The sequence below is a fragment of the Vreelandella sp. 21 genome, from assembly GCF_050995515.1.
GTDB classification, from domain to species: Bacteria; Pseudomonadota; Gammaproteobacteria; order Pseudomonadales; family Halomonadaceae; genus Vreelandella; species Vreelandella alkaliphila.
In genome coordinates this window covers 1,994,194-2,016,193 of record NZ_CP194673.1, presented here as the reverse complement: position 1 = coordinate 2,016,193, position 22,000 = coordinate 1,994,194, and the positions used below count along the sequence as shown (strand labels likewise).

General features: G+C 50.0%; 21 protein-coding genes and 1 tRNA gene. 8 read left to right on the top strand and 14 right to left on the bottom strand.

Annotation, left to right across the window (positions count from 1 at the left end; genetic code table 11):
- Positions 1 to 154: 154 nt before the first annotated feature.
- Positions 155 to 529: a histone-like nucleoid-structuring protein, MvaT/MvaU family gene (locus ACN06F_RS09545; protein ID WP_009724762.1), complete on the top strand. Its 375-nt coding sequence runs from the start codon at positions 155 to 157 to the stop codon at positions 527 to 529.
- A 77-nt stretch (positions 530 to 606) separates the two neighbouring features.
- On the opposite strand, the gene ACN06F_RS09540 is transcribed toward ACN06F_RS09545, so the two are convergent.
- Positions 607 to 1,440, bottom strand: coding sequence for a helix-turn-helix transcriptional regulator (locus ACN06F_RS09540; protein ID WP_038484659.1), 834 nt, complete (start codon positions 1,438 to 1,440; stop codon positions 607 to 609).
- 370 nt (positions 1,441 to 1,810) lie between these two features.
- Here ACN06F_RS09540 and ACN06F_RS09535 point away from each other — a divergent pair, with 370 nt between their 5' ends.
- Positions 1,811 to 2,158 (top strand): hypothetical protein, encoded by a 348-nt coding sequence (locus ACN06F_RS09535; protein WP_038484656.1) that lies wholly within the window; start codon positions 1,811 to 1,813, stop codon positions 2,156 to 2,158.
- A 27-nt stretch (positions 2,159 to 2,185) separates the two neighbouring features.
- Here the strand turns inward: ACN06F_RS09535 and ACN06F_RS09530 are convergent, their stop codons facing one another.
- The 6 genes from ACN06F_RS09530 to pilB are packed head-to-tail and all read right to left on the bottom strand — an operon-like array spanning position 2,186 to position 7,874.
- Positions 2,186 to 3,058: a DNA replication terminus site-binding protein gene (locus tag ACN06F_RS09530; RefSeq protein WP_038484653.1), complete on the bottom strand. Its 873-nt coding sequence runs from the start codon at positions 3,056 to 3,058 to the stop codon at positions 2,186 to 2,188.
- Positions 3,059 to 3,071: 13 nt separating this feature from the next.
- On the bottom strand, positions 3,072 to 3,305 hold the full coding sequence (gene yacG / locus ACN06F_RS09525) for a DNA gyrase inhibitor YacG (RefSeq protein WP_038484650.1): 234 nt from the start codon (positions 3,303 to 3,305) through the stop codon (positions 3,072 to 3,074).
- Between the two features lie 39 nt (positions 3,306 to 3,344).
- A complete protein-coding gene (coaE, locus tag ACN06F_RS09520; RefSeq protein ID WP_433925097.1) occupies positions 3,345 to 3,941 on the bottom strand; it encodes a dephospho-CoA kinase in 597 nt (198 codons plus the stop codon).
- A gap of 41 nt (positions 3,942 to 3,982) precedes the next feature.
- Positions 3,983 to 4,828, bottom strand: a complete 846-nt coding sequence (locus ACN06F_RS09515) for a prepilin peptidase (protein ID WP_433925096.1) — start codon at positions 4,826 to 4,828, stop codon at positions 3,983 to 3,985.
- A gap of 55 nt (positions 4,829 to 4,883) precedes the next feature.
- Positions 4,884 to 6,113 carry a type II secretion system F family protein gene (locus ACN06F_RS09510; RefSeq protein ID WP_433925095.1) on the bottom strand — a complete coding sequence of 410 codons (1,230 nt, stop codon included), beginning with the start codon at positions 6,111 to 6,113 and terminating at the stop codon, positions 4,884 to 4,886.
- A 6-nt stretch (positions 6,114 to 6,119) separates the two neighbouring features.
- Entirely contained in the window at positions 6,120 to 7,874 is a 1,755-nt protein-coding gene (gene pilB / locus ACN06F_RS09505; protein ID WP_433925094.1) for a type IV-A pilus assembly ATPase PilB, read from the bottom strand.
- Positions 7,875 to 8,088: 214 nt separating this feature from the next.
- Between pilB and ACN06F_RS09500 the strand changes: the two genes are divergently transcribed.
- From ACN06F_RS09500 to ACN06F_RS09485, 4 genes are all read left to right on the top strand, one after another.
- Positions 8,089 to 8,484 (top strand): prepilin-type N-terminal cleavage/methylation domain-containing protein, encoded by a 396-nt coding sequence (locus tag ACN06F_RS09500; protein ID WP_269438750.1) that lies wholly within the window; start codon positions 8,089 to 8,091, stop codon positions 8,482 to 8,484.
- Positions 8,485 to 8,647: 163 nt separating this feature from the next.
- On the top strand, positions 8,648 to 9,103 hold the full coding sequence (locus tag ACN06F_RS09495) for an anti-virulence regulator CigR family protein (RefSeq protein WP_198349682.1): 456 nt from the start codon (positions 8,648 to 8,650) through the stop codon (positions 9,101 to 9,103).
- Between the two features lie 94 nt (positions 9,104 to 9,197).
- On the top strand, positions 9,198 to 10,007 hold the full coding sequence (locus tag ACN06F_RS09490; RefSeq protein WP_231656968.1) for an inositol monophosphatase family protein: 810 nt from the start codon (positions 9,198 to 9,200) through the stop codon (positions 10,005 to 10,007).
- A gap of 126 nt (positions 10,008 to 10,133) precedes the next feature.
- Positions 10,134 to 10,210, top strand: a tRNA-Pro gene (locus tag ACN06F_RS09485).
- A 143-nt stretch (positions 10,211 to 10,353) separates the two neighbouring features.
- Here the strand turns inward: ACN06F_RS09485 and ACN06F_RS09480 are convergent.
- On the bottom strand, positions 10,354 to 11,106 hold the full coding sequence (locus ACN06F_RS09480; RefSeq protein WP_198349693.1) for a VIT1/CCC1 transporter family protein: 753 nt from the start codon (positions 11,104 to 11,106) through the stop codon (positions 10,354 to 10,356).
- A 78-nt stretch (positions 11,107 to 11,184) separates the two neighbouring features.
- Positions 11,185 to 11,544 (bottom strand): hypothetical protein, encoded by a 360-nt coding sequence (locus ACN06F_RS09475; protein ID WP_433925093.1) that lies wholly within the window; start codon positions 11,542 to 11,544, stop codon positions 11,185 to 11,187.
- 335 nt (positions 11,545 to 11,879) lie between these two features.
- On the opposite strand from ACN06F_RS09475, the gene ACN06F_RS09470 reads away from it, so the two are divergent.
- Complete coding sequence (locus ACN06F_RS09470; RefSeq protein WP_433925092.1) at positions 11,880 to 14,609, top strand: cation-translocating P-type ATPase; 2,730 nt, start codon at positions 11,880 to 11,882, stop codon at positions 14,607 to 14,609.
- 96 nt (positions 14,610 to 14,705) lie between these two features.
- On the opposite strand, the gene ACN06F_RS09465 is transcribed toward ACN06F_RS09470, so the two are convergent.
- From ACN06F_RS09465 to ppnN, 3 genes are all read right to left on the bottom strand, one after another.
- Positions 14,706 to 14,906 (bottom strand): hypothetical protein, encoded by a 201-nt coding sequence (locus tag ACN06F_RS09465; protein ID WP_095602977.1) that lies wholly within the window; start codon positions 14,904 to 14,906, stop codon positions 14,706 to 14,708.
- Positions 14,907 to 15,030: 124 nt separating this feature from the next.
- Positions 15,031 to 15,756, bottom strand: a complete 726-nt coding sequence (locus ACN06F_RS09460) for a sulfite exporter TauE/SafE family protein (RefSeq protein ID WP_038484447.1) — start codon at positions 15,754 to 15,756, stop codon at positions 15,031 to 15,033.
- A 72-nt stretch (positions 15,757 to 15,828) separates the two neighbouring features.
- Complete coding sequence (ppnN, locus tag ACN06F_RS09455) at positions 15,829 to 17,211, bottom strand: nucleotide 5'-monophosphate nucleosidase PpnN (RefSeq protein WP_038484444.1); 1,383 nt, start codon at positions 17,209 to 17,211, stop codon at positions 15,829 to 15,831.
- A 176-nt stretch (positions 17,212 to 17,387) separates the two neighbouring features.
- On the opposite strand from ppnN, the gene ACN06F_RS09450 reads away from it, so the two are divergent.
- Complete coding sequence (locus ACN06F_RS09450; RefSeq protein WP_038484441.1) at positions 17,388 to 18,290, top strand: LysR family transcriptional regulator; 903 nt, start codon at positions 17,388 to 17,390, stop codon at positions 18,288 to 18,290.
- A gap of 63 nt (positions 18,291 to 18,353) precedes the next feature.
- On the opposite strand, the gene gcvP is transcribed toward ACN06F_RS09450, so the two are convergent.
- Together gcvP and gcvH are read right to left on the bottom strand one after the other, a co-directional pair.
- Complete coding sequence (gene gcvP / locus ACN06F_RS09445) at positions 18,354 to 21,248, bottom strand: aminomethyl-transferring glycine dehydrogenase (protein WP_433925091.1); 2,895 nt, start codon at positions 21,246 to 21,248, stop codon at positions 18,354 to 18,356.
- Between the two features lie 77 nt (positions 21,249 to 21,325).
- Entirely contained in the window at positions 21,326 to 21,715 is a 390-nt protein-coding gene (gene gcvH / locus ACN06F_RS09440; RefSeq protein WP_009724484.1) for a glycine cleavage system protein GcvH, read from the bottom strand.
- Positions 21,716 to 22,000 lie beyond the last annotated feature (285 nt).

Here is a 22,000-nt window from a genome sequence, read left to right as displayed (position 1 = left end):
CAATAAAAATTGATTAGTATTTAAGCTAAAGTCAACTAGACTATTGTCAGCTGGCGCATTTAAAGCAATAATGTGCGCGCATCCTGAACTCGTGCGTATTGAGTTGGTAGATTGATTAACTCACGCAGTCAAACCTATGCTAAAAGGAATCCCCATGTCGTTATTAAATGAGTATATTCAAAAGGAACAGCAGCTAAAACAACTACAAGAAGACTTACAGCGCTTGGAAGGTGATCAGCGCTTGAAAAGCGAGCTTGAATTTAAAGCTAAACTTGAAGCGTTAATGAACGAGTTTGGTAAGCGCCCTTCTGATGTTATTGCATTGCTGGACCCTAACGCGGATCAGCGTGGATCCAAAGGTGCTGCGGCATCCTCTACGCGTCGTAAGCGTCGTCTGAAGATTTATAAGAACCCGCATACTGGTGAAGTGATTGAAACCCGCGGCGGTAATCATAAAGGCCTGCGTAGCTGGAAAGATGAGCATGGTGATGAGGCTGTCGAATCCTGGCTAGAGCGTATGGAAGACTGAGTCGTTTTAAACCGGCATTTCTAACAAGAAGTGCCGGTTTTGGTTTAATGAAAGCGGATAAAAACTATTCAGGCTGGCTAGGCAGATAAAGGTATTCGTAGCTCAATATGATCTGGATGCCATAATACTTGCGGTGCATCACCGCTGATATTTAAACGATTTTTTTCATCCATTAATGCCACTAGCGTTTCAGACATTACATAAGATAATTGTGAAATGTTATCGAAGTATATTTTTGCATAGTAGCGTGAAGGAATGTCTACCCGACGGTAGTTGACTGGCAGTGCTAGATATTCGGCAGTATCTCTATTTTCTAGATAGAGCCCGATATCAGTTCTAGTGTGGTTCGGTGCAGGTTCTTCTACAGCGGCCGTCACTTTCTCTGTTAAAAGGTCTGGCAATACCATGGTTGGGGTAGATGTCTCTAGTTGGGCTTGTAGGTGCTCTAAATGGTTAGCGTGATACTTTGTGTTGCCTAGCCCATGAATGTGGTCTGGTGCTTGGTACAAGCGCATTAAAACCACATGTGCGGGACGGTTTTTTTCAATGCTGATTGTGAATTTTTTGTCAGGTCTGTTCAGAAGATACAGGCTGCTTACCACTTGGCGATATTCGCGGGGTGACAGCCGATAGCGGCGCTGAAATGCGCGTGAGAAAGAAGAGTGATTAGTATATCCACAACGAATAGCGATTTGCGCTATATTTTGTGAGGTGAGTGAAAGCAAGACAGCGGCTCGCTCAAGACGCCTTTTTTCACGGTAAGCACTAGGTGAAATGTTGAAGCAGTGGCGGAACTGCCGGCGTATTTGTGATGCTGAGTATCCTAAGTGGTTAGCAAGGTCTTCGATTCCAAGCGGTTTATCGAGAGTGTCTTGCAGCCAGATCTCAGCTCGCATCATTGCATTGAACATTATCTGGCCTCCTATGCTTAAGTCGTACAGGTCGCGCTACTCATCTCACCTGTAATGCACCATCCCGGTGCTTGCGTTGCTAGTGATCTAATAGGCGATTAACATTGCTGCTTGCCTACTAGATGAATTTGCCGCTATATGCGCCACCTTAGGTTGCTTAACTGGGCGTTTTTGCTCTGCCAGTAGGAGCATCCTGTTTTATATCGGGAGCAGCTTATTTATTACTAAGCTGTGATGCCTTTATGCTGGGAAGATAGAGCAAAGGCAAGTTTGCTCAGAGGCTTTACGCGTTTGGGCACAGTTTTGTCGGAAAAAGGTCTGTTTCAGCAGACTTGTCATCCATTTCAAGTAAGGTGTAAATGAAACATCGATGAAATATCAAAAGGTTCAAAAACAGCTAGATGAGCGTGAAAAACTACGTAAGTTTCGTGAGTTGGATGATGCCTTCGCGCAAGCGCTGCGCCAGTTAGAAGATCCTAACAGCGATTTCAATATTCCAACGGGACCGCCAGTACGTTCAATTGCGGCGTTGGAAGCTGACGATCAAGCTGCAGACGAAGTGGCACATTCGCATGAGCAAGAGCGCTTGTTTGATCAACGCTTAAAAGTGCTGATTGGCGAATATGATTTGTCGGAGCGAGATGTAAGCGAGGTCGTACACGCGCTGCTGGAGTCTAAGCAGTGGAAGCTTGATGACGTGCCTGTAGCAGGTAGATAATGCGACGTTATGAGGTGAGGTAGCTCGCTAGCGATACCGATAGATGCGTAAGCTAGGTAAATATACGTCATCTTCGAGTTTTTCGTCGCGCCGCTTAGCTCTTGTGCGAGTCGTTGGAGGCGTTTCTGCTGGGGCTTTGAGATGTGGTAATCGTCCTTCATTTGCAGGCACAATTAGCGGCATTGCAATATTAAGTGCTCGTCGCGTGTGTCCATCCGCAAGCGGTTCGACAAAAAACAGATTTGCGCGCATTAAAGGGGCTTGGGTTTGCACCTGCGCCAATATTTCTCCACTTGGAATGCTGGCGAGCTTGCGTAGTTGTATGCGGATATGTGGTGCATCACTGTCTAGCTGTAATAATTTTTGCTCAGCCTCTTGAACACTAACGCGTTTGATTGAGCGACCGCTGCTATACCACGCTAGCCTAACTCTAGACACCGGCGCAGGGGCAATGGGGAGTTGTCGCCAGCACTGTTTTAGATGGAGTCTTGCAAATCCGCTTTTACGCAGTATGTCGTCGATATGGGGATGACGGTTTGGTAAACGAGACTTAGCGTCGCTCAACGCGTTTGGATGAGACTGCTTAATGCGCGCGAGTAAGTCGCTGATATTTGCCTTTGCGTGGTTAATTTGATGACACGCTGCTAATAAATCATCGTTAGCGGCGATGACTGCGATGTAGTTACGCGTTTCGCGGCCATCCTGTCCCTGCTGATGCCACATGTCCAGTAGTGCATCCCGCAACCAAATAGGCTCGCTAACGTCATGATGAAACCGCCAAGTAGGTGGTGGGTTAAATTCGTATAGCGCTGCAGCCCGCTCAATGGTGGCTACCAGTTGATCAAAGTGGGCATCAAGCTCATGCAGTAGATGATATAGAGGCAGCGTGGCGTCAGTCATGTTGGGCGAGCCTTTAAGAAAGAGGTGTGTCTCTATCTGCTTGAGCAAGCAGGGTATCTAAGTCTGCCTCATCCATGGCGGATTCACCTGCAATGCGATGCGACTCTTCCGCCCAAGCGCCCAAATCAAGCAGTTGGCAACGTTTGCTACAAAAAGGGCGATAAGTACTTTCTGGCCCCCAGATAACTTTCTTGCCACATTGGGGGCAAGCAACCTCTAGCGGTGAATCATTTGCCGGTGTGGGCATGACAAACTCCTGTTTCAAAAGTGCGTCTCAAGTACGTCGTTAAGTGCACTCGGCGCGATAACGACGATCCAGTTGGATGACCTGGCGCATCATATTCGCATGGTCACCACTGTTGTCGATGACATCATTGCCTTTAGCAAGGCGTTCTTCGCGTGGAAGTTGGGCGGCGAGGATAGCACGCACCTGGGATTCACTCACCCCATCCCGGGCAAGTGTGCGTGATAATTGCAGCGATTCGGGCACATCGATGACTAACGTACGATTGACCAGCTTATCTTGACCAGACTCAAAAAGCAGAGGAGACACTAATAATACATAAGGCGACTGCGCCTGCAGACGGTCCAGATGCAAAAGAAGGCGTTCGCGTACCTTGGGATGAGTGACAGACTCTAACCACTGCCGTTGTACAGGATCTTCAAAAATGATGGTACGCAGTGCTGATCTATTCAGTGTTCCGTCGGAGTTCAATACGTCTGTGCCAAAGTGTTCGGCAATAGCAGCTAGCGCGGGTTCGCCAACGGCAACGACTTCTCTAGCGACATCATCGGCATCTACCCAGCCAATCCCCAGTTCTCCAAACGCACGGGCAACAGTAGACTTTCCCGAACCTATACCACCTGTCAGTCCAATGATCATGCATGCTCCCCAAAAAAATTGAATTAAAACCGACATTAGGCTTAATACAGCAACGACGTATAGAGTGTCATTAACTCGTTGCCTACAAGTAGGCAAATCCAGCCCGCCAGCGCAAGAAAGGGACCAAAGGGGAGAGGTTGGCCACGTAACTGGGGAGAAATAGCTTGAGCGGCTAATCCTATGATTGCGCCAATACCCGCAGATAAAATAATCAGTAGCGGCAACATGCTCCAACCCACCCAAGCGCCAAGGGCAGCGAGTAACTTGAAATCCCCAAATCCCATGCCTTCTTTGCCTGTTATGAGCTTAAATAGCCAGTAAAAGCTCCATAACACAACATAGCCCGCCATTGCGCCGATAACAGCGCCAGGGAGCAGCAGAGGCTGAAAGAGCAATTGGTAAGCTAAGCCAGCCCATAACAACGGTAGGGTCAACATATCAGGGAGTAAATAGGTACGAAAGTCGATCACTGCCAAAGCCAGTAGCGTTATACAAGCACCATAGATAAACATTGCGCTTAGCGTCGGGCCATGCAAGGCCACAACCACGATTGCAAGTAGTCCGCCCATCAGCTCTACGAATGGATACTGTACACTGATGGAGGTTTGGCAATGAGCGCATTTCCCCCTTCTTTTTAGCCAGCCTATTAAGGGTAGGTTATTGTGCCAAGCAATTGGGTGTTCGCAGCGTGGACACATTGACCTTGGAGTAGCAAGGTTAAAGCGGGGGGATGTTTCTTCGGCCAGCTCAAGGGAGGCACGTGCTTCATTGCGCCAGCGGCGCATCAGCATAACGGGTAAACGGGTGATGACAACGTTAAGAAAACTGCCAAAGCAGAGGCCGATTAGTAAAGCAAAAAAGAGGTAAAAGCTTGGTGATAAACCCATGGTATTCCAATTGTTGGGGAAGTGCTTGTTGGGGAAGTGCGTATGAACGGTTTATTTATAGTGCGGTGCCAATTTCAAAAATAGGCAAATACATGGAGACTACAACGCCGCCCACTAGCGCGCCAAGGACAACGATAATAATCGGTTCCATTAACGAGGTCAGGGCGTCTACTTTATTATCCACTTCTTCTTCGTAGTAATCGGCTACTCGGTTAAGCATGGCATCCAGTGAGCCGGCTTCCTCACCAATACTCACCATTTGAACTGCCAGCGCTGGAAAGCGGTTGGTCATACGCATGGCGAAATGCAGCTGTTGTCCGGTAGTTACATCTTGGCGCACTTCATTAATAGCTCTGATATACACGCGATTATCCGCGGCACCTGCGGCAGTTTCGAGCCCCTCAATTAGTGGCACGCCAGAAGTAAAGGTAGTCGCTAAAGTGCGTGTAAATCGTGAGACAGCCGATTTGTGTAAAATATCGCCAAGGATAGGCAGGTGAAGCATCAGGCTGTCTAACCGATAAGCGACGCGTGGTGAGCGTCGCGCTGCAGTTTTCAGCAGCATGATACTGCCGATTAGTGTACCCGTTGCTTGTAACCAGTACTTTTGGGCCATGTCCGATAAGTTAACCGTAAACTGAGTGAGCGCTGGCAGTTCTGCGCCAAAACCTTGAAACATGCTCTCAAATTCAGGCACGACTTTGATGAGTAGCAGCATGGTAACGGCAATACCAATGATCATCACCGTAGTGGGGTACCAGAGTGCTTTTTTGACACGATTTTTGAGTGATTCAACTTTCTCTTTATAACTGGCTACCCGCTCCAGCATCTGGTCAAGCGCACCAGCCTGCTCACCCGCGTCGACTAGGCTAACAAACAGGCGGTCAAACTGTTTGGGGTGTTTTGCCATGGCGCTGGAAAGGCTATCACCCGAAGAGACGTCTTCCATGATTTGCTGGGTTAGTGCTACCATCGCGGGTTTTTTTAGGCTTTCAGAAACGGCTTGTAACGCCTGAAGAATAGGGATACCTGCTCGTACCATAGTGGCCATTTGCCGTGCAAAAATCATGATATCGACGTTGGTTACCTTGCTGCGACCACTAAAGCTGCTGCGTTTTTGGATTTTTGTGGCGACGATACGCTGCTTAGCCAGTTGTTCAATGATTTCCGGCTTGGTGCGGCCAATCAGCTCGCCTCGCATAGCTCGGTCTTGTGGCCCTTTGCCTTCCCACTTCCAACGGTGTAGCGGCGTTGGCTTGGTGCGATATGCTTTAGCGTTGGCCATGGCGCGTTACTCCTTACTGATGCGGTTAACTTCTTCCAGACTAGTGCTGCCATCCAGCACACGATGTAGGCAACGCTGATAAAGGCTAGGGTAACCTTCGCGGCGCGCTTGTTGGTCGATATCCAGCGCATCGCCATCGCGCATAATCAGCTGGCGCATGGCATCAGTAATAGGCACCACTTCATAGATACCAATACGACCTTTATAGCCCTGTGTGCACTGTTTACAGCCGACCGCTGAATAAATCGTGCCGTTGCGAATATCCTGTTGGCTAAAGCCAGCTTGACGCAGCGCTTCGTTAGGAATCTTAGCGGGTGTTTTGCATAGGTCGCATAGCTTGCGTGCCAAGCGCTGGGCAATAATCAAGCTAACGGAGCTTGCGATGTTATACGATGCGATGCCCATATTCGCTAAACGGGTTAGCGTTTCAGCGGCGGAGTTAGTGTGTACGGTAGATAGCACTAAGTGGCCTGTTTGGGCTGCCTTTACGGCAATTTCGGCGGTTTCCAAGTCGCGAATTTCGCCCACCATGACGACATCAGGGTCTTGGCGTAAAAAGGCGCGCAGAGCGCTGGCGAAGTTCAGACCGATTTTAGGGAGAACGTTCACCTGATTGACCCCCGGCACTTTAATTTCTACCGGGTCCTCGGCGGTGCAGATATTGCGCTCAATTTGGTTAAGAATGTTGATACCTGTATAAAGCGTCACTGTTTTACCGCTCCCCGTAGGCCCGGTAACCAGAATCATTCCTTGAGGCTTCTTAAGCGCGTGTTCATAAACGGCCTGCTGTTCAGGGCTAAAGCCTAGCTGCTCGATAGCGAGTTGAGCAGAGGCAGGATCTAGCAAACGCAGTACTATTTTTTCACCAAACACAGTGGGCAGTGAGTTCACTCGAAAATCAATTGAGCGTGTGCGTGAAAGCTGCAGCTTGATTGCACCATCCTGAGGCAGGCGCCGCTCAGAGATATCCAACCGAGACATGATTTTTACACGTGCCGCGATGCGGTGCCGCAGCGCAAAAGGTGGGCGAGCAATTTCAAACAACATGCCATCAATACGAAAACGCACCCGGTACTGGGTTTCATAGGGCTCAAAGTGAATATCGGAAGCGCCGCGGCTGATAGCATCTAGCAGTATTTTATTGACGAATTTGACGACGGGGGCATCTTCGCTATCTGTTACTGCCTTGTCTAATGTCGCCTCATCTTCGTCAAGCTGAACAATACTCAACGCGCTGACCGCATCATCTACGTTTTCCAGTTCATCTAGCATGCTGCGCTCATTTTGCGCTAGATACTGCGTTAGAGTGTTTTTAAGTTGATCAGCGGGAGCCAGTACTCCATCTACACTTAGCCCGGTAGCAAATTGAAGTTCATTCAGTTGGGTTAGCGTAGCGGGGTAGGGTACAGCGACAGTAAGGCGGTGCCCGTGGCGTGCCAGGGGAAGAACATCTAGACGCTCTAATATTTTAACGGGGTAGTCGCTGGCGGGTGGTAGCGCGTTTATACGAATGGCATCTAGGTCAACGACCGGTAAACCATACTCCCAAGCAGCGGCCAGCGCTGCTGCGCCTGATTCTACTAGCCCACTATCGACCACGTGCTGTAACAGCGACACGTCAAGCTCTGTTGCTGTGCTTTCCGCGACATTCGCCTGGGCTTCGGTCAGCACGCCATGTTCTATCAGCCGTTTAGTGATACCGTGCAGGCCGCTATGCATGGCCGCCTTGCTCAGCGCCGGCCTGGGGGTTAAATCGTTCATGGCTAAACTCAATCATGTTTATTTTATTTTTTGTGTTAAATATTAATTATTATTAATGGTCAACGGAAATGTAACGGTGAGCTTGCTATAGTTGGTTAAATATAGCATTGAGAAGCTGTTGGTGTTGTTAAATATTGTGGCATTGATTTGTTTAACACACTTTCGGTCTTCATGTTATTGAAGAGGAAGTTTGATAACACAAAGGAGAAGTGTTATGGATAAAAGATTTTTTAAAATAACTACAATTCACAAACAGAGTGGTTTTACTCTCATTGAACTGATGGTAGTCATTGCTATTATCGGCATCTTGGCTGCCATCGGCGTGCCCAAGTATGGAAGCTACTTGGACCGCTCAGAGGCTTCAGCATGTGTTGGAGAACTCAACTCATATCGAACACTTTCAATCGCGGAAGCGTCTCTCGGAGAGGGCGCGCCTGAATTCAGCTTTCAGTCATGTACTGAAAATACGGATGTCGAGGAGCTATTCACTGTATTTGCAGGCGCTGAAGATAACCAATCATTAGAAGCTATTGAAGTTTCAACTCAGGATCGTCAGGAAACTGTGTATGTATCTGGAAGCGGGATAATTTCTATGACTTCCGAGGAATAGTGTACAGCGCCTTAAAATCTAACCATTAGCTTTGGTCGTTGTGCCAGCTAATGGTTTTTTTGTATCTGCAGGCTTTTGCCCGTATTTTTAATATTGTTCAATCTTCACACTGCCTGCGCATTTGCTCTCTATACTCAATGCTCCTGGTCATAAGGAGCCGATAATGAAATCAATTTCTCTTAGCGCTTGCCTGTTAGTTTGCACCCTGTTGTGGCAAGTGGCGGCAGTCGCACAGCCAGCACACGCACCCGCCCATGGTGCTAGAGACAGCAGCCCACATTCCGAGCGCCAGCGTGGCGGGCAGGATATAGGCCGACATGAGCGTCGCCATCGCGACGAACGCGTTGTAGATCTTCCTCGTATCAACGAACGTGAACTGCTTCGTCTCTTGCGGCAATACGATGCGCCACGTGCCCAGCCATTGCCGCCGGGTATTCAGCGCAACTTAGAACGCGGTAAACCCCTTCCTCCGGGAATTGCAAAACGCTTTGATGGTCCGTTGGCATCTCAGCTTCCCCAGTATCCCGGCTACGAATGGGAGCGCGTAGGGGCCGATGTCGTACTCATTGAGGCGGCTACCCGTATCGTTGTCGATGTGCTGGTGGATGCACTTCGTTAAGGATTGTTTCGCATGGCGTCATGGTAATGCCATGCGTCACCGCTTAAGCTGAGCTTATTTCAGGCAATGTGAAACCATCAAGTAAGGAGCGTTAATGACGGCTTACACCCTAGAAGAGCGGCTGGCGCTGGCAGTGCGTATTGCGGAGGAGGCAGGCGATATGATTCGCCGCGCCCGCGAACAGCAAGACTTCAGTCAACGTTTAAAAGCCGGCATTGAGCTGGTTACCGATGTTGATGTGGCAGTTGATACGCTAATTAGCCAGCGCCTGGAGGAGCATTTTCCTGGTGAAGCGAGGCTGAGTGAAGAACTAAGCCCTGAGCGTGCGCTGCATACCCCCGCCGAGCAGCTGTGGGTGGTAGATCCTATCGATGGAACCGTCAACTTTGCCCAAGGCCTGCGCCATGTGGCGGTGTCGATTGGCTGGATAGAGAACGGCATCGCTAAAGTAGGCGTTGTTCATGCACCTTTCTTGGGTGATACCTTCAGTGCCGCGCAAGGATTAGGTGCGTACTGCAATCAGCAACCAATCAAACCGAGTGACGCTGATACGCTTGAAAGCACTCTGGTGGCTACCGGTTTTCCCTACGATAAACAGGCTCGCAAACAGCTTCTACCACGTTTGGAAGCCGTGTTGGTGAACTGTCAGGATGTTCGTCGCAATGGCGCAGCTGCGATTGACCTCTGTGATGTCGCCTGCGGCCGATTAGACGCATATTACGAAAGCGTTTCACCATGGGACTTTGTCGCGGGTTGGGTCATTGCTCGTGAAGCAGGCGCGAAAGTAGGCCACTTAACTGAGGTACCTGACGGCGTGCCAGTTGACCTCTACCCAGAGCAACTGCTCGTCACAACGCCCAAGGTATATGATGCCATGGCATCGCTACTTAAGAGCATCGAGTAAGTGCAAGCGGCAACCAATTGAAAAGAAAGCGCAAAAAGAGCTTTTCATTTGGTTAAGAAAGCGCTAGTATACGCACCGTCTTGAGGCAAACGATGTTGGTTAACATTCGTTGTCAATCCAAGATATCGGAGTGTGGCGCAGCTTGGTAGCGCGTTGCAATGGGGTTGCAAAGGTCGCAGGTTCGAATCCTGTCACTCCGACCAAACAGATAAAACGGTCACTTAGCTATTACAGCGGTGGCCGTTTTTTGGTTTTAAGCTTCATTCTGGATTAGCAATCATTAGCATAAGTTGTGAAGCTTACTGACATACTATGATTATTAATAGCCAAGCAGGTCTTTATAGGCCTAGCCTGCTAATAGACGCTGCGCGAGATAGCCTGTCGCAAAGGCGAGCCCGGCCGCAGCGCTACCCATGAAAAGAGTACGCAGGCCTGAGCGCCAAGCCGGTAGGCCGTAGACGGCGCTCTTGAGCATGCCAATAGCAAGGAATACGCCGCAAGCCAGCCCTAGACTGGCTAGAAACTGCGTCGTGGTTGCTATGCTAGGTATCGTATACGGAAGTAACGGTAGAGCGCCTACGATCAAAAAAGCACTAAAGGTAACTAACGCTGCTCGAAGAGGGTTAAGTCCAACAGATGAAAGCCCATGTTCTTCTTGTAACATAGTAGTCACCCATCTATCCGGTTCACGACATAGCGTTTCCACTACTTGTTCAAGTAGTTCTCCTTCGAAACCTTTAGCGTGAAAAAGTTGGCGAATCTCTTCGCGTTCGCCCTCAGGCACCAGGTCAATATGTTGCCGTTCGATACGCTCAGTACTGGCGATCTGAGCAAGCTGTGCCTGCCCGGCTTCGTAATTGCTTACTGCCATGCTGAAGCCGTCAGCGAGTAAGTTGGCGAAACCCAGTACAAGCGCCACCTGTGGTGAAAAACCTGCTCCAAATGCCCCTGATACAACCGCAAAAGTCGTCACGCAACCATCGATACCGCCGAGCACAGCATCTGGAAGCGTTGATGCTTTTACTGGAGTCGCTAGCCGTTTACGCACTGCATCAGGGTGATGGTCGCTAAGTAGACTTTCACGGCTTGGGGTTGGCATATCAAGGCCTCGTACTTCCCTGGGGTAAGAGGGCCGTTGAATAATTGCTCACAGCCCTCAGGTTAGTCTAGCCACAGCTTACAGCTCACTCCATATCCGCTCGCGTAAGTCCTCGCTGAGTTCCGATACCTTGCGCATGCGGTTAAAAGTGGCCTCTGTCATGTCTCCTGCGATGCTGTGGTAGCAAGCTGCCATTGATGCTGGGGTTTGAGGTCCTTCAAAACCGAGCATGCAGCAGGTTAGCTTGCTGTAGATGGGGGCCACGGTTGAAATGAAATCAAGCTCATACCGAAGTGCTTCGTTAATAGTTTCTAGCCAGACGCGTTGCAGCTTTGCGGCCGAATGTGTGGCTTCCACCCAAGGCTGATGCCAAAGAACCAGTATCGTATCCTTGTTGGTTGTATTCGCTGTCAGATTGGGAAACATTAACGTTGTCATTGTATTGGTTCCTTGTGTGCAGTTAGGAGTCGAACCCTGTTAGGAATAGCATAGTCGCGCCCAGAATAAAGGTTGTCATTAGTAGCTGCTCCTTTGACGCTGATCATATTTTTACTATCTACGAGAAGGTTTAGCTCTTTAGTTTGATTCTTACGACCTATTCCAAAAATTAACGGATCAAAATAGCTAATTAAATGCTGAGCGACGCTACTTAGCCTGGGTGGCGTGGCGTTTTTTGCGTTGCATCATTTCCTTGTTACTTTATGGATAACAGTAGTACTGCAGCGCAGCAACCTGCTGTAAGCTGACAATATATTTAACAAGGGAGCTTATGGATGGAAAACCCTCAAACACCTGCCAAGTCATCGCGAGAGTGGCATAGTGCCTCGATAGATCAAGTGCTTGAGTGGCAGGGTGTTACTGCCGACGGCCTATCTACCACTGAGGCTCAAGCGCGCATAGAGCGCTATGGTCCGAATCGTCTTCAGCAGGCTCAGGGACGTCCTTGGTATCGGCGTTTATTGGATCAGCTCAATAATATTTTAATTCTTATACTGCTGGTTGCTGCTATTGCCAGTTTCCTGCTTGGGCACGTCATTGATGCGGCGGCCATTGTGGGGGTGGTAGCCGTGATTGCGCTGATTGGTTTTATCCAGGAAGGAAAAGCTGAGCAAGCGCTTGATAGCATCCGCAATATGCTTTCTCCCCAGGCCAATGTCATACGTGACGGGAAGCGCACCACAATTCCTGCCGAAGCGTTAGTGCCAGGGGACATCGTGCTGGTGGAGAGTGGTGACCGGATACCTGCGGACGTGCGACTGATTGAAGCGCGGCGTTTTCGCACCGACGAGGCGGCTCTAACTGGGGAGTCGGTTCCTGTTGAGAAGCAGTCGCACCCAGTGGGCGCAGATGTGGATCTTGCGGAGCGCAGCAGTATGGCGTTTGCCAGTACAATTGTGGTGCAAGGCAATGCCCGTGGTTTGGTCGTTGAGACGGGGCGTTACACTGAAATCGGCAAAATTTCTGAACTTCTGCGTGGTGTAGAAAAAATTAAAACACCGCTGCTTCAGCAGCTTGATCGTGCGGGTAGGGTGCTGGCAATTTTTATCTTGGGTGCCGCCGCTATTACCGCGCTGTTAGGCACGCTTCTTCATGACCAGCCCGCTGCGGATATGTTTATGGCTGCTGTCGGTCTAGCGGTGGCCGCGATTCCCGAAGGTCTACCTGCCATTGTTACCATTGGGCTCGCGCTTGGTGTGCAAAGCATGGCGAAGCGCAACGCCATTATTCGTCGGCTTCCTGCTGTAGAAACGTTGGGCTCCATCTCGACTATTTTTTCCGATAAAACGGGCACATTGACGCGCAATGAAATGACGGCTCAAGCGGTATGGCTGGGTGACGAGCAGTTTTTCATCGAGGGTATCGGTTTCTCGCCCAAGGGGGCTTTTTATCGACTGCGTGCCTGCGGTGAACAAGAAACAGAATGTGTCGATATGGACAGTGCCCAACCGTTAAGCGATTTTTTACGTGCTGGCGTATTGTGTAACGACACTGAGCTGCATCAGCAAGCGGGACAGTATCAGATTTATGGTGACCCGACAGAGGGCGCGTTAGTAGTTGCCGGTGAAAAAGCAGGTATAAAAACGTCAGAGGTGCGCCAGCAGTTTCCACGGGTAGATGCAATCCCTTTCGAGTCAGACTTTAAGTATATGGCCACTCTGCATGCAGGAGCTGATGGCCAGCGTGTCATCGTAAAGGGGGCGCCTGATCGTTTGATAGAAATGTGCGACAGCGTTGCTACCAAGCAAGGCACTGTCGATATTGATCGTAATGAGTGGGAAAACCGTATTCACGAGCTTTCCTCGCGAGGTTTACGCGTACTAGCTATTGCGGATAAACCTGCCGCTGCAATCGATGAGCTTGATCATCACCATATTGAAGGTGGGTTGCGCTTACTGGGAATTATTGGCTTGCTGGACCCACCAAGAGAAGAGGCCATTGAAGCGGTTAAACGTTGCCAACAAGCGGGTATTCGTCCCGTTATGATTACCGGTGATCATGCTTCGACAGCGCTGGCTATTGCTAAACAACTGGGTTTTGCGCAAACCCATAAAGCGCTGACCGGGCGAGAAATTGAAGCGATGTCCGATACAGCGTTAGAAGATATCATTTTAGAGATTGATGTCTTTGCTCGGGCATCACCCGAGCACAAATTGCGTTTAGTTAAGGCGATGCAGGCGCGGGGCGGTGTTTGCTCCATGACTGGGGATGGTGTTAATGATGGGCCTGCCTTAAAACGTGCTGATGTCGGCGTTGCTATGGGAGTACAGGGGACTGAGGCGGCGAAAGATGCTTCTGAAATGGTACTGGCAGATGATAACTTCGCAACCATTGTCAGTGCTATTGAAGAAGGCCGCAAAGTCTACGATAACATCCGTAAAACGATCACCTTTATTCTGCCCACCAACGGTGCTCAAGGCTTGGCGATCATGCTAGCCGTGCTATCCGGCTCGGTGCTACCGGTAACGCCGTTACAGGCATTATGGGTAAATATGGTGGTAGCGATTACGCTAGGTCTGGCATTAGCGTTTGAGACTGGGGAAAAAGACTTAATGGCGCGCCAGCCAAGAGATCCTAAAGCACCGCTGCTTGATCTGTTTTTATTATGGCGAGTGATTTTTGTGTCTGTGCTACTGCTTGTTGGCGTCTTCGGCATGTTCTCTTGGATACTCAACCAAGGTGGCAGCGAAGCGCTAGCGCGGGCAGGGGCAGTCAATATGCTGGTCACTGGTAGTGCCGCTTATTTGATCAATAGCCGCTTTTTAATTAATAGTACGCTGTCGTTTGCTGGCATTTTTGGCAGTCGGCCGGTATGGATCGCTATTATGATGGTGATGCTGCTGCAAATGGCGTTTACCTATCTACCCTTTATGCAGCTTATCTTCGGTAGCGAAGGGTTAAGCATTATGCATTGGCTAGCCATCATTTTAAGTAGCGGAATGATTTATCTGTTAATTGAGGCTGAGAAAATGGGCTGGCGCATACTCGAGGCTAAGCAGAAATAAGCCAATACCTATTTGTGAAAGATCAGCGCCACCTAGGGGAATTGAAGAACAAGCCACAGGTGGCGCAACCATACTCATTTTTGCTGAGCACTCTATTTAGCCTTGTGAGTGGTGATCTGCAAGTGCGGCTGCAATGGCTTCTTCCCATTGGCCTGCGGTAATTTCCCAGTGCGCCATTTCATCCTGATCCGGCGCACCTTCTGAGGCTGCATTCAGCTCTTCAGGGGAGTAGCGTTCAAAGCAGTGCTTGGCGAATGCTTTGGTTTTTCCATCCCGAAGCTGATCGATCATTTCCATGCTGTTTATCCTTTCCTTGGTGGTGGTTCTCACCTTGCCATTAACGCCTAGGCAAGGAGTTGCGACTGCGTTATCAGTGTAGCGGTTTGACACTCTTTCTGCTCAGTGAGGCGGTCGTCATGGTTTAAAGTGCAGCATCCACAATAATTTTGACTGCAATGCCTGCTAGCAACAGCATGATGAGATTATCAAACCAACGGTGCGGTAGGCGTTTGCCGAGCTGTGCGCCGATGGGCATGGCGGCGAGAATGACGAATAGCGCTATAAAGCTGTAAAGCGTGCGTTCCAGTGTGAGTATTTCCGCACTCAGCAGCGCGGGTATTTGCACGCAGGTGATGGCAACAAAAAACACAGAGATAGAGCCGATAAACACGCGTCGCTCCAACTGCATTGCGTTTAGAAACGTTACAGACGCGGGTGCTGACATACCCGCCGCACCTTGCAGTACGCCAGCGAGCAAGCCAACAGGCAGTACGATGCGGTTGGCGGTCGCGAAAGGAAGAGCAAGCGTTCGCCTAGCTATTTTGATGACTAAATAGAGCACGATCGACGCGGCCACCCCAAGCGATAAAAGAGTGGGTGATAACACGACTAATCCCCATGTGCCCAACACAATGCCTAACCCACCTGATAAAGAGAAGGCAGCGAGAAAACGCAGTGGCAACAAATGATGCCTGTATTGCCAAACCTGTAAAACATTGCTGAACAAATTGGGGGCGATTAATACGGCAATGGCTAGCTTCACGTCGTAGAGCATGGTGAGAACAGGTACGACTATGACTGGCACGCCAGAACCGATGGCACCTTTGATGATGCCTGCTGCAATCAGCGTTAAAAGAGCAATAATCACGGTGAGTTTCCTGATGTATCAGGCGCAGCGTGGCTGGGTTGCGCCTGATAAAGGCTGTGCTTGCTAAATTAGTTACTTGAGAACATAGCAGGGTGTATATGCTTGTCCATCAAGTTTCATGCGTCCTTGGGCGACAAATGAGGTTAATAGCTCGTCTAAGCGCTGCATGAGTTCTGGTTCAGCGGTTAACTCAAAAGGTCCATGGGCTTCAATTGCTCGAATCCCCGGCTCTTTAACGTTACCCGCCACAATGCCAGAAAAAGCACGACGCAAGTTGGCCGCTAGTTCATGAGTAGGCTGCTGACGGTGAAGCGCTAGACCGCGCATAGCTTCATGGGTTGGCTCGAAGGGGGCCTGAAAGTCACGTGCAATGGTAAGACGCCAGTTGTAGTAAAAAGCGTCCTGATGCTTGCGGCGGAAGTCTGCAATCTCGTCAATTTCTTCACGCATTTTGCGTGCGACAGCCACAGGATTGCCGGTAATAATCGTGTAGTAGCGGCGGATATCCTCGCCCAGCGTATAAACTAAGAATTCATCGATTTTCTGGAAGTACTCGGCAGAATCAGCTGGGCCAGTAAACACGAGTGGGTAGGGAATATCGTGATTGCTTGGATGCAGCAGGATTCCCAGCAGGTAAAGAATTTCTTCTGCAGTACCCACCCCTCCGGGGAAAACAATAATACCGTGCCCTAAACGCACGAATGCTTCGAGCCGTTTTTCGATGTCTGGCATGACAACTAGCTCGTTAACGATAGGGTTAGGCGCTTCGGCTGCAATGATACCTGGCTCAGAAATACCTAAATAGCGGCCATCTTTACGACGCTGTTTTGCATGGGCAACGTTAGCTCCTTTCATGGGGCCTTTCATAGCGCCAGGGCCGCAGCCGGTGCAGATGTCTAGATCCCGCAAGCCAAGGTGATAACCAACGTCCTTGGTATACTCATACTCTTCTCTGGAAATCGAGTGGCCACCCCAGCACACCACCAAACTTGGGTCGCGCCCAGGCTTCAGCGTGCCCGCCTTGCGCAGGATATGAAACACGGCGTTAGTTGTGCCTTCACCCGTGGTTAAGTCAAACCGCTTGTGGTGTTGGATTTCGTTGTAAACATAAACAATGTCGCGAAGAATGGATGATAAATGTTCACGTATACCACGAATCATTCGTCCGTCGACAAAGGCTTCGGCGGGAGCATTGGTTAGCTTCAGGCGGATGCCTCGGTCTTGCTGTAAAACTTCAATATCAAAGTCTTTGTAGGCTTCCATGATGGCCAAACTATCATCCGTTGGGCTGCCGCAGTTAAGCACCGCGAGTGCACAGCGGCGTAGCAGGTCATGCAGGCCACTTTTAGAGGTGCTTTTTAAACGGTTGACCTCATGCTGGGAAAGCACTTCGAGGCTCCCTTCCGGGGAAATAATGCTGGAAATGGTGGCGCGCGGCACTGGGAGTTGCGTCATTAGTCTGGCTGTCCCTAATCATATTGTTAACGAAACCACATACTATCATGGCCTTTACTAACTGAATTCAAGCAATAAGGGTAGTGCTGGTCCTTAGCGTCCGTTTAAGAGTCGGATTGTGCTACTCTGTGCTCTCGTTAAGAGCACACGGTGGCTAGTTAAGATGGCGCTTTATTATGTTTAATGCCCAGTATTTTCGGACGTTTATAACGTTAGTGGAAACGGGGAGTTTCACACGAACTGCGCGCCGTTTGGAGATGACGCAGCCTGGCGTCAGCCAGCATATCCGCAAGTTAGAAAGCTATTTAGATAAACCGCTGATAGAGAGAAAGGGCAGAAGTTTTACGCTAACGGAGTCTGGACGAAGGGCTTATGATTATGCGTTGAAGCTATTTGCCGAGCATGAGCAGTTTCGCCATGGTTTAGATGACGACTCGCTGGATAGCGGTGAATGCCGGATTGCATCCCCAGGAAGTGTTGGGTTGATGTTTTATCCTTTTATTCTTGGCCAGCAGCAGATGCACCCCAACTTAACGGTCAATTACAGTTTTGCTTTTAATCACGAAATCGTTAATGACCTGCTTGAAGGCCGCTACGATATTGGCATCGTGACTGAGCAGGTCAACCATACCGAATTGACCTGCACGGTATGGCACAAAGAGCCATTATGTTTAGTCGTGCCTGCTGATTTCGCTGGTAGCACGCTAACCGACCTGATGGGCATAGGCTTTCTTAATTACTACGACGGCATTAATCACGCCAACGCACTGCTGCGCGCCAATTATCCAGACGAATTTCGTTCAATGACGCACTTTCGACATCAGGGATTTACTAATGAAGTGAGCATGGTGCTGGATGCGGTCGCGCGAGGGCTAGGTTTTACCGTTGTCTCACGCCTGGTGTTAGAAACCTCCCCTTGGCAGCGCCAAGTAAAAGCGTTGGCGTTACCTCAAGGGATTAATGAAGTGCTTTATCTATTGCGCCGGCGAGATTCGGTCTTGCCGAAACGTTATGAAAAGCTACTGGAGGGGTTTCATCACCAACGCCTGCAAGAAAAAACGCCCCTGGTGCCCGAATAACGAGCGCCAAGGGCGTTTAAGAGACAGGGATGTCTTGTCGTCTAATAGCGTATGCGTTGAGTATTAACGGCGGTATTCGTCAATGCTAGGGCAAGTGCAGATAAGTTGCCGATCACCGAATACGTTATCAACGCGGTTAACCGCAGGCCAATACTTTGACGCAGCTACAGCCTCTGTTGGGAAGGCGCCCAGCTTACGGTCATAAGGGCGTTGCCACTCGCTATCCATCAAATCTGCTTGGGTATGAGGGGCATTCACCAACGGGTTATTATCCAGCGGCCAATCACCCTTTTCGACGCGCGCAATCTCTTCTCGAATCGCGATCATGGCATCACAGAAGCGATCAATTTCGTAGAGTGACTCAGACTCTGTAGGCTCGATCATCAGTGTGCCTGGTACAGGGAACGACATGGTCGGTGCATGGAAACCGTAGTCCATCAGACGCTTGGCAATATCTTCTTCACTGATACCAGAAGCACTCTTGAGCGGGCGAATATCGATGATGCATTCGTGGGCGACATTGCCGTTCTGGCCACGGTAGAGAATCGGATAAGCACTCTCTAATCGCTTGGCAATATAATTGGCATTAAGAATAGCCAGCTCAGTTGCTTCGCGAAGCCCACGTGCGCCCATCATCTTAATGTAAGCCCAAGAGATTGGCAGAATTGACGCGCTGCCAAATGCTGCAGCGGAAACCGCACTGTTTTCTGGGTTAACACCATTAATAGGCGTAACCACGTGATTGGAAACGAAGGGGGCAAGGTGAGCTTTGACACCAATCGGGCCCATGCCCGGGCCACCGCCACCGTGGGGTATACAAAATGTTTTGTGCAGATTGAGGTGCGAGACATCACCACCGAAGTCACCGGGCCGCGTCAAACCCACCTGAGCATTCATGTTGGCACCATCCACATACACTTGGCCGCCATGCTGATGTACTACCTCGCAAATCTTGCGAACATGGGACTCAAATACACCGTGAGTAGAGGGATACGTGATCATTACTGCAGATAGGCGATCACTGTGCTGCTCGGCTTTGCGCGTCAGGTCATCCAAGTCAATGTTGCCGTTGGCATCACACTCAACCACGACAACGTCCATGCTCAGCATGGCGGCCGACGCAGGGTTAGTGCCGTGGGCAGAGCTGGGGATTAAACACACATCACGATGGGATTCTCCTTGTGCTGCCTGATAGCGACGAATGGCTAGCAGCCCCGCATATTCACCCTGGGCACCTGAGTTGGGCTGCATGGAGATATGGTCATAACCCGTCACTTCCACTAAGAAAGCGGCTAGCTCATCAATCATTTGATGATAGCCGGCCACTTGGTCGCGGGGGGCGAACGGGTGGAGGTGCGCAAACGCAGGCCAGGAGATCGGAATCATTTCACTGGTAGCGTTTAGCTTCATCGTGCACGAACCCAGCGGGATCATGGCATGAGCCAAGGAAAGGTCTTTGTTCTCGAGACGTTTCAAATAACGCAGCATCTCGGTTTCGCTGCGATAACGGGTAAACGTGGGGTGTTCCAAAAAGCTGCTTTCACGCCGATACAGTGGAGGAATGCCGCTGAGTTCGTCACTAATAACCTGTCCATCCAGCGCTGCGACGGACAAGCCGTGCTCATCGCCTAACAGCACATCAAACAGCGTCGCGACGTCGTGAGCTGTCGTAGTTTCATCCAGGCTAATGCCCACATCGCCATTGGCGAAGTAATGAAGGTTGATATCATGCGTCATGGCGCGGCCATGAATTTTTCCAGCATCTACTTGGGTCAGGCGGAGCGTATCAAACCAGCTGTCGTTCGCTAACATGACCCCACCTTGCTTAAGACCTTCCGCTAGCAAGGTGGTGAGGCGATGCACGCGGCCTGCAATTTTGCGTAGGCCTTCTGCACCATGGTAGGTAGCGTAGAAGCCAGCAATATTTGCTAGTAGTGCCTGAGCAGTACAAATATTGGAAGTCGCTTTCTCGCGGCGGATATGTTGCTCGCGGGTTTGCATGGCCATGCGTAATGCAGTGTTACCGCGGCTATCTTTGGATACACCAATAATGCGGCCAGGAATCGAGCGCTTTAGCTTGTCGGATGTGGCGAAGAAAGCCGCATGCGGGCCACCGAAGCCCATGGGGACACCAAAACGCTGGGAGTTACCGACGACGATATCAGCGCCCATTGCGCCTGGTTCTTTAAGCAGCACTAGGCTCAATAGATCCGTGGCGACGCACGTCATGATGCCGCGTTCTTTGGCAGCACTTAGTAGAGGAGAAATGTCCGTGATGTTGCCGCTGGCGGAAGGATATTGCACCAGGGCACCAAACACATCGTGTTCTGCCAGCGTTTCTGCTGGGCCACTGATTAGCTCAAAGCCAAAAAACTCCGCGCGAGTTTTGATAACGTCTAATGTTTGCGGAAATAGATCATCGGCAACAAAGAAAGCCGTTGACTTACTTTTCTTGTTGCTACGCTTGCATAGCGCCATCGCTTCTGCTGCGGCGGTCGCCTCATCCAGCAATGAAGCATTGGCAAGCTCCATACCGGTTAAATCCATAATGACCTGCTGAAAGTTGAGCAGGCCCTCTAGTCGGCCTTGAGATATCTCAGGTTGATAAGGCGTGTAAGCGGTGTACCAGCCCGGATTTTCCAGCACATTGCGCTGAATGACTGCCGGCATGTGGGTGCCGTAGTAACCTTGCCCGATGTAGCTTTTGGCTACTCGATTTTGGCGCGCCAGCTGGCTTAAATAGTCTAAAGCTTCTGCTTCACTGCGTGGGTCGTCCAGGGCTAACTCACGGCCAAGGCGGATATCGCTTGGCACGGTTTGCTCAATAAGATCTTCCATGCGCTGCAAATTGAGCGCTTTTAACATGGTGTCGACATCAGCGGGGCTAGGCCCATTGTGGCGTTTGATAAAAGCATCATGGTCGGCCAGTTCGGCCAAACGGCGTGTTTCAAATGGCATGGGAGGGTTCCGAACGTAATGAGAAAACCGCGCAGGGTGAAACTAGAAAGCCTGCTTTACGCAGGCTTTCCGACTAATTAATCGTCTGAACTAAGTGTTGCCTGGTAAGCATCTGCGTCTAGCAACCCTTCAAGGGCTGTGTCTGTCAGGCGCACCTTCATGATCCAACCACCTTCATAAGGCGCTTCATTGACTGTCTCCGGCGAATCTTCAAGTGCCTCATTCACTTCGATAACTTCACCGTTAACCGGCGAGTAAAGGTCAGAAGCCGCCTTAACAGACTCGATAACGCCAAACTCTTGGCCTTTGTTGAGTGCCTGACCGACTTCTGGCAGTTCAACGAAAACAACGTCACCCAACGCTTCTTGGGCATGATCAGTAATGCCGATCGTGACGGTACCGTCTTGGTGGTCAAGTACCCATTCGTGGCTTTCGGCATAACGAAGATTGGCAGGAAGATTGCTCATGATGATTCCCTTTATGAAACAGTTGTCTGGACAGGAGCATACTAACGCCTGTCGTTCGCCTTGGCGACTATTGGCCAGTTCTAAGTCAGGCGATCTGTGCCATATGTTAACGTGTTTCCAATCGGAAACAAATTTCTTCAACACCCCATGGCGGCAAAAAAGCCACTTCGAGTTTCCTGATGCTTTACATCTGTTAGAATTTGTAAAAACAGATGCTTTCTCTGCTGAGTTGCGACATCACGATGGATGCGCACTAGGAAAATGGTGTAAAACATGCTGATCATG

Bases quoted from the DNA above. Each gene is read 5' to 3' on its own strand.
- ACN06F_RS09450 (WP_038484441.1), top strand. From the start codon at position 17,388: ATGTTTAATGCCCAGTATTTTCGGACGTTTATAACGTTAGTGGAAACG.
- ACN06F_RS09530 (WP_038484653.1), bottom strand. From the start codon at position 3,058: ATGACTGACGCCACGCTGCCTCTATATCATCTACTGCATGAGCTTGAT.
- ACN06F_RS09510 (WP_433925095.1), bottom strand. From the start codon at position 6,113: ATGGCCAACGCTAAAGCATATCGCACCAAGCCAACGCCGCTACACCGT.
- ACN06F_RS09515 (WP_433925096.1), bottom strand. From the start codon at position 4,828: ATGGGTTTATCACCAAGCTTTTACCTCTTTTTTGCTTTACTAATCGGC.
- gcvH (WP_009724484.1), bottom strand. From the start codon at position 21,715: ATGAGCAATCTTCCTGCCAATCTTCGTTATGCCGAAAGCCACGAATGG.
- ACN06F_RS09490 (WP_231656968.1), top strand. From the start codon at position 9,198: ATGACGGCTTACACCCTAGAAGAGCGGCTGGCGCTGGCAGTGCGTATT.
- pilB (WP_433925094.1), bottom strand. From the start codon at position 7,874: ATGAACGATTTAACCCCCAGGCCGGCGCTGAGCAAGGCGGCCATGCAT.
- ACN06F_RS09500 (WP_269438750.1), top strand. From the start codon at position 8,089: ATGGATAAAAGATTTTTTAAAATAACTACAATTCACAAACAGAGTGGT.
- ACN06F_RS09480 (WP_198349693.1), bottom strand. From the start codon at position 11,106: ATGCCAACCCCAAGCCGTGAAAGTCTACTTAGCGACCATCACCCTGAT.
- coaE (WP_433925097.1), bottom strand. From the start codon at position 3,941: ATGATCATTGGACTGACAGGTGGTATAGGTTCGGGAAAGTCTACTGTT.
- ppnN (WP_038484444.1), bottom strand. From the start codon at position 17,211: ATGACGCAACTCCCAGTGCCGCGCGCCACCATTTCCAGCATTATTTCC.
- gcvP (WP_433925091.1), bottom strand. From the start codon at position 21,248: ATGCCATTTGAAACACGCCGTTTGGCCGAACTGGCCGACCATGATGCT.
- ACN06F_RS09535 (WP_038484656.1), top strand. From the start codon at position 1,811: ATGAAATATCAAAAGGTTCAAAAACAGCTAGATGAGCGTGAAAAACTA.
- ACN06F_RS09545 (WP_009724762.1), top strand. From the start codon at position 155: ATGTCGTTATTAAATGAGTATATTCAAAAGGAACAGCAGCTAAAACAA.
- yacG (WP_038484650.1), bottom strand. From the start codon at position 3,305: ATGCCCACACCGGCAAATGATTCACCGCTAGAGGTTGCTTGCCCCCAA.
- ACN06F_RS09475 (WP_433925093.1), bottom strand. From the start codon at position 11,544: ATGACAACGTTAATGTTTCCCAATCTGACAGCGAATACAACCAACAAG.
- ACN06F_RS09465 (WP_095602977.1), bottom strand. From the start codon at position 14,906: ATGGAAATGATCGATCAGCTTCGGGATGGAAAAACCAAAGCATTCGCC.
- ACN06F_RS09495 (WP_198349682.1), top strand. From the start codon at position 8,648: ATGAAATCAATTTCTCTTAGCGCTTGCCTGTTAGTTTGCACCCTGTTG.
- ACN06F_RS09540 (WP_038484659.1), bottom strand. From the start codon at position 1,440: ATGTTCAATGCAATGATGCGAGCTGAGATCTGGCTGCAAGACACTCTC.
- ACN06F_RS09470 (WP_433925092.1), top strand. From the start codon at position 11,880: ATGGAAAACCCTCAAACACCTGCCAAGTCATCGCGAGAGTGGCATAGT.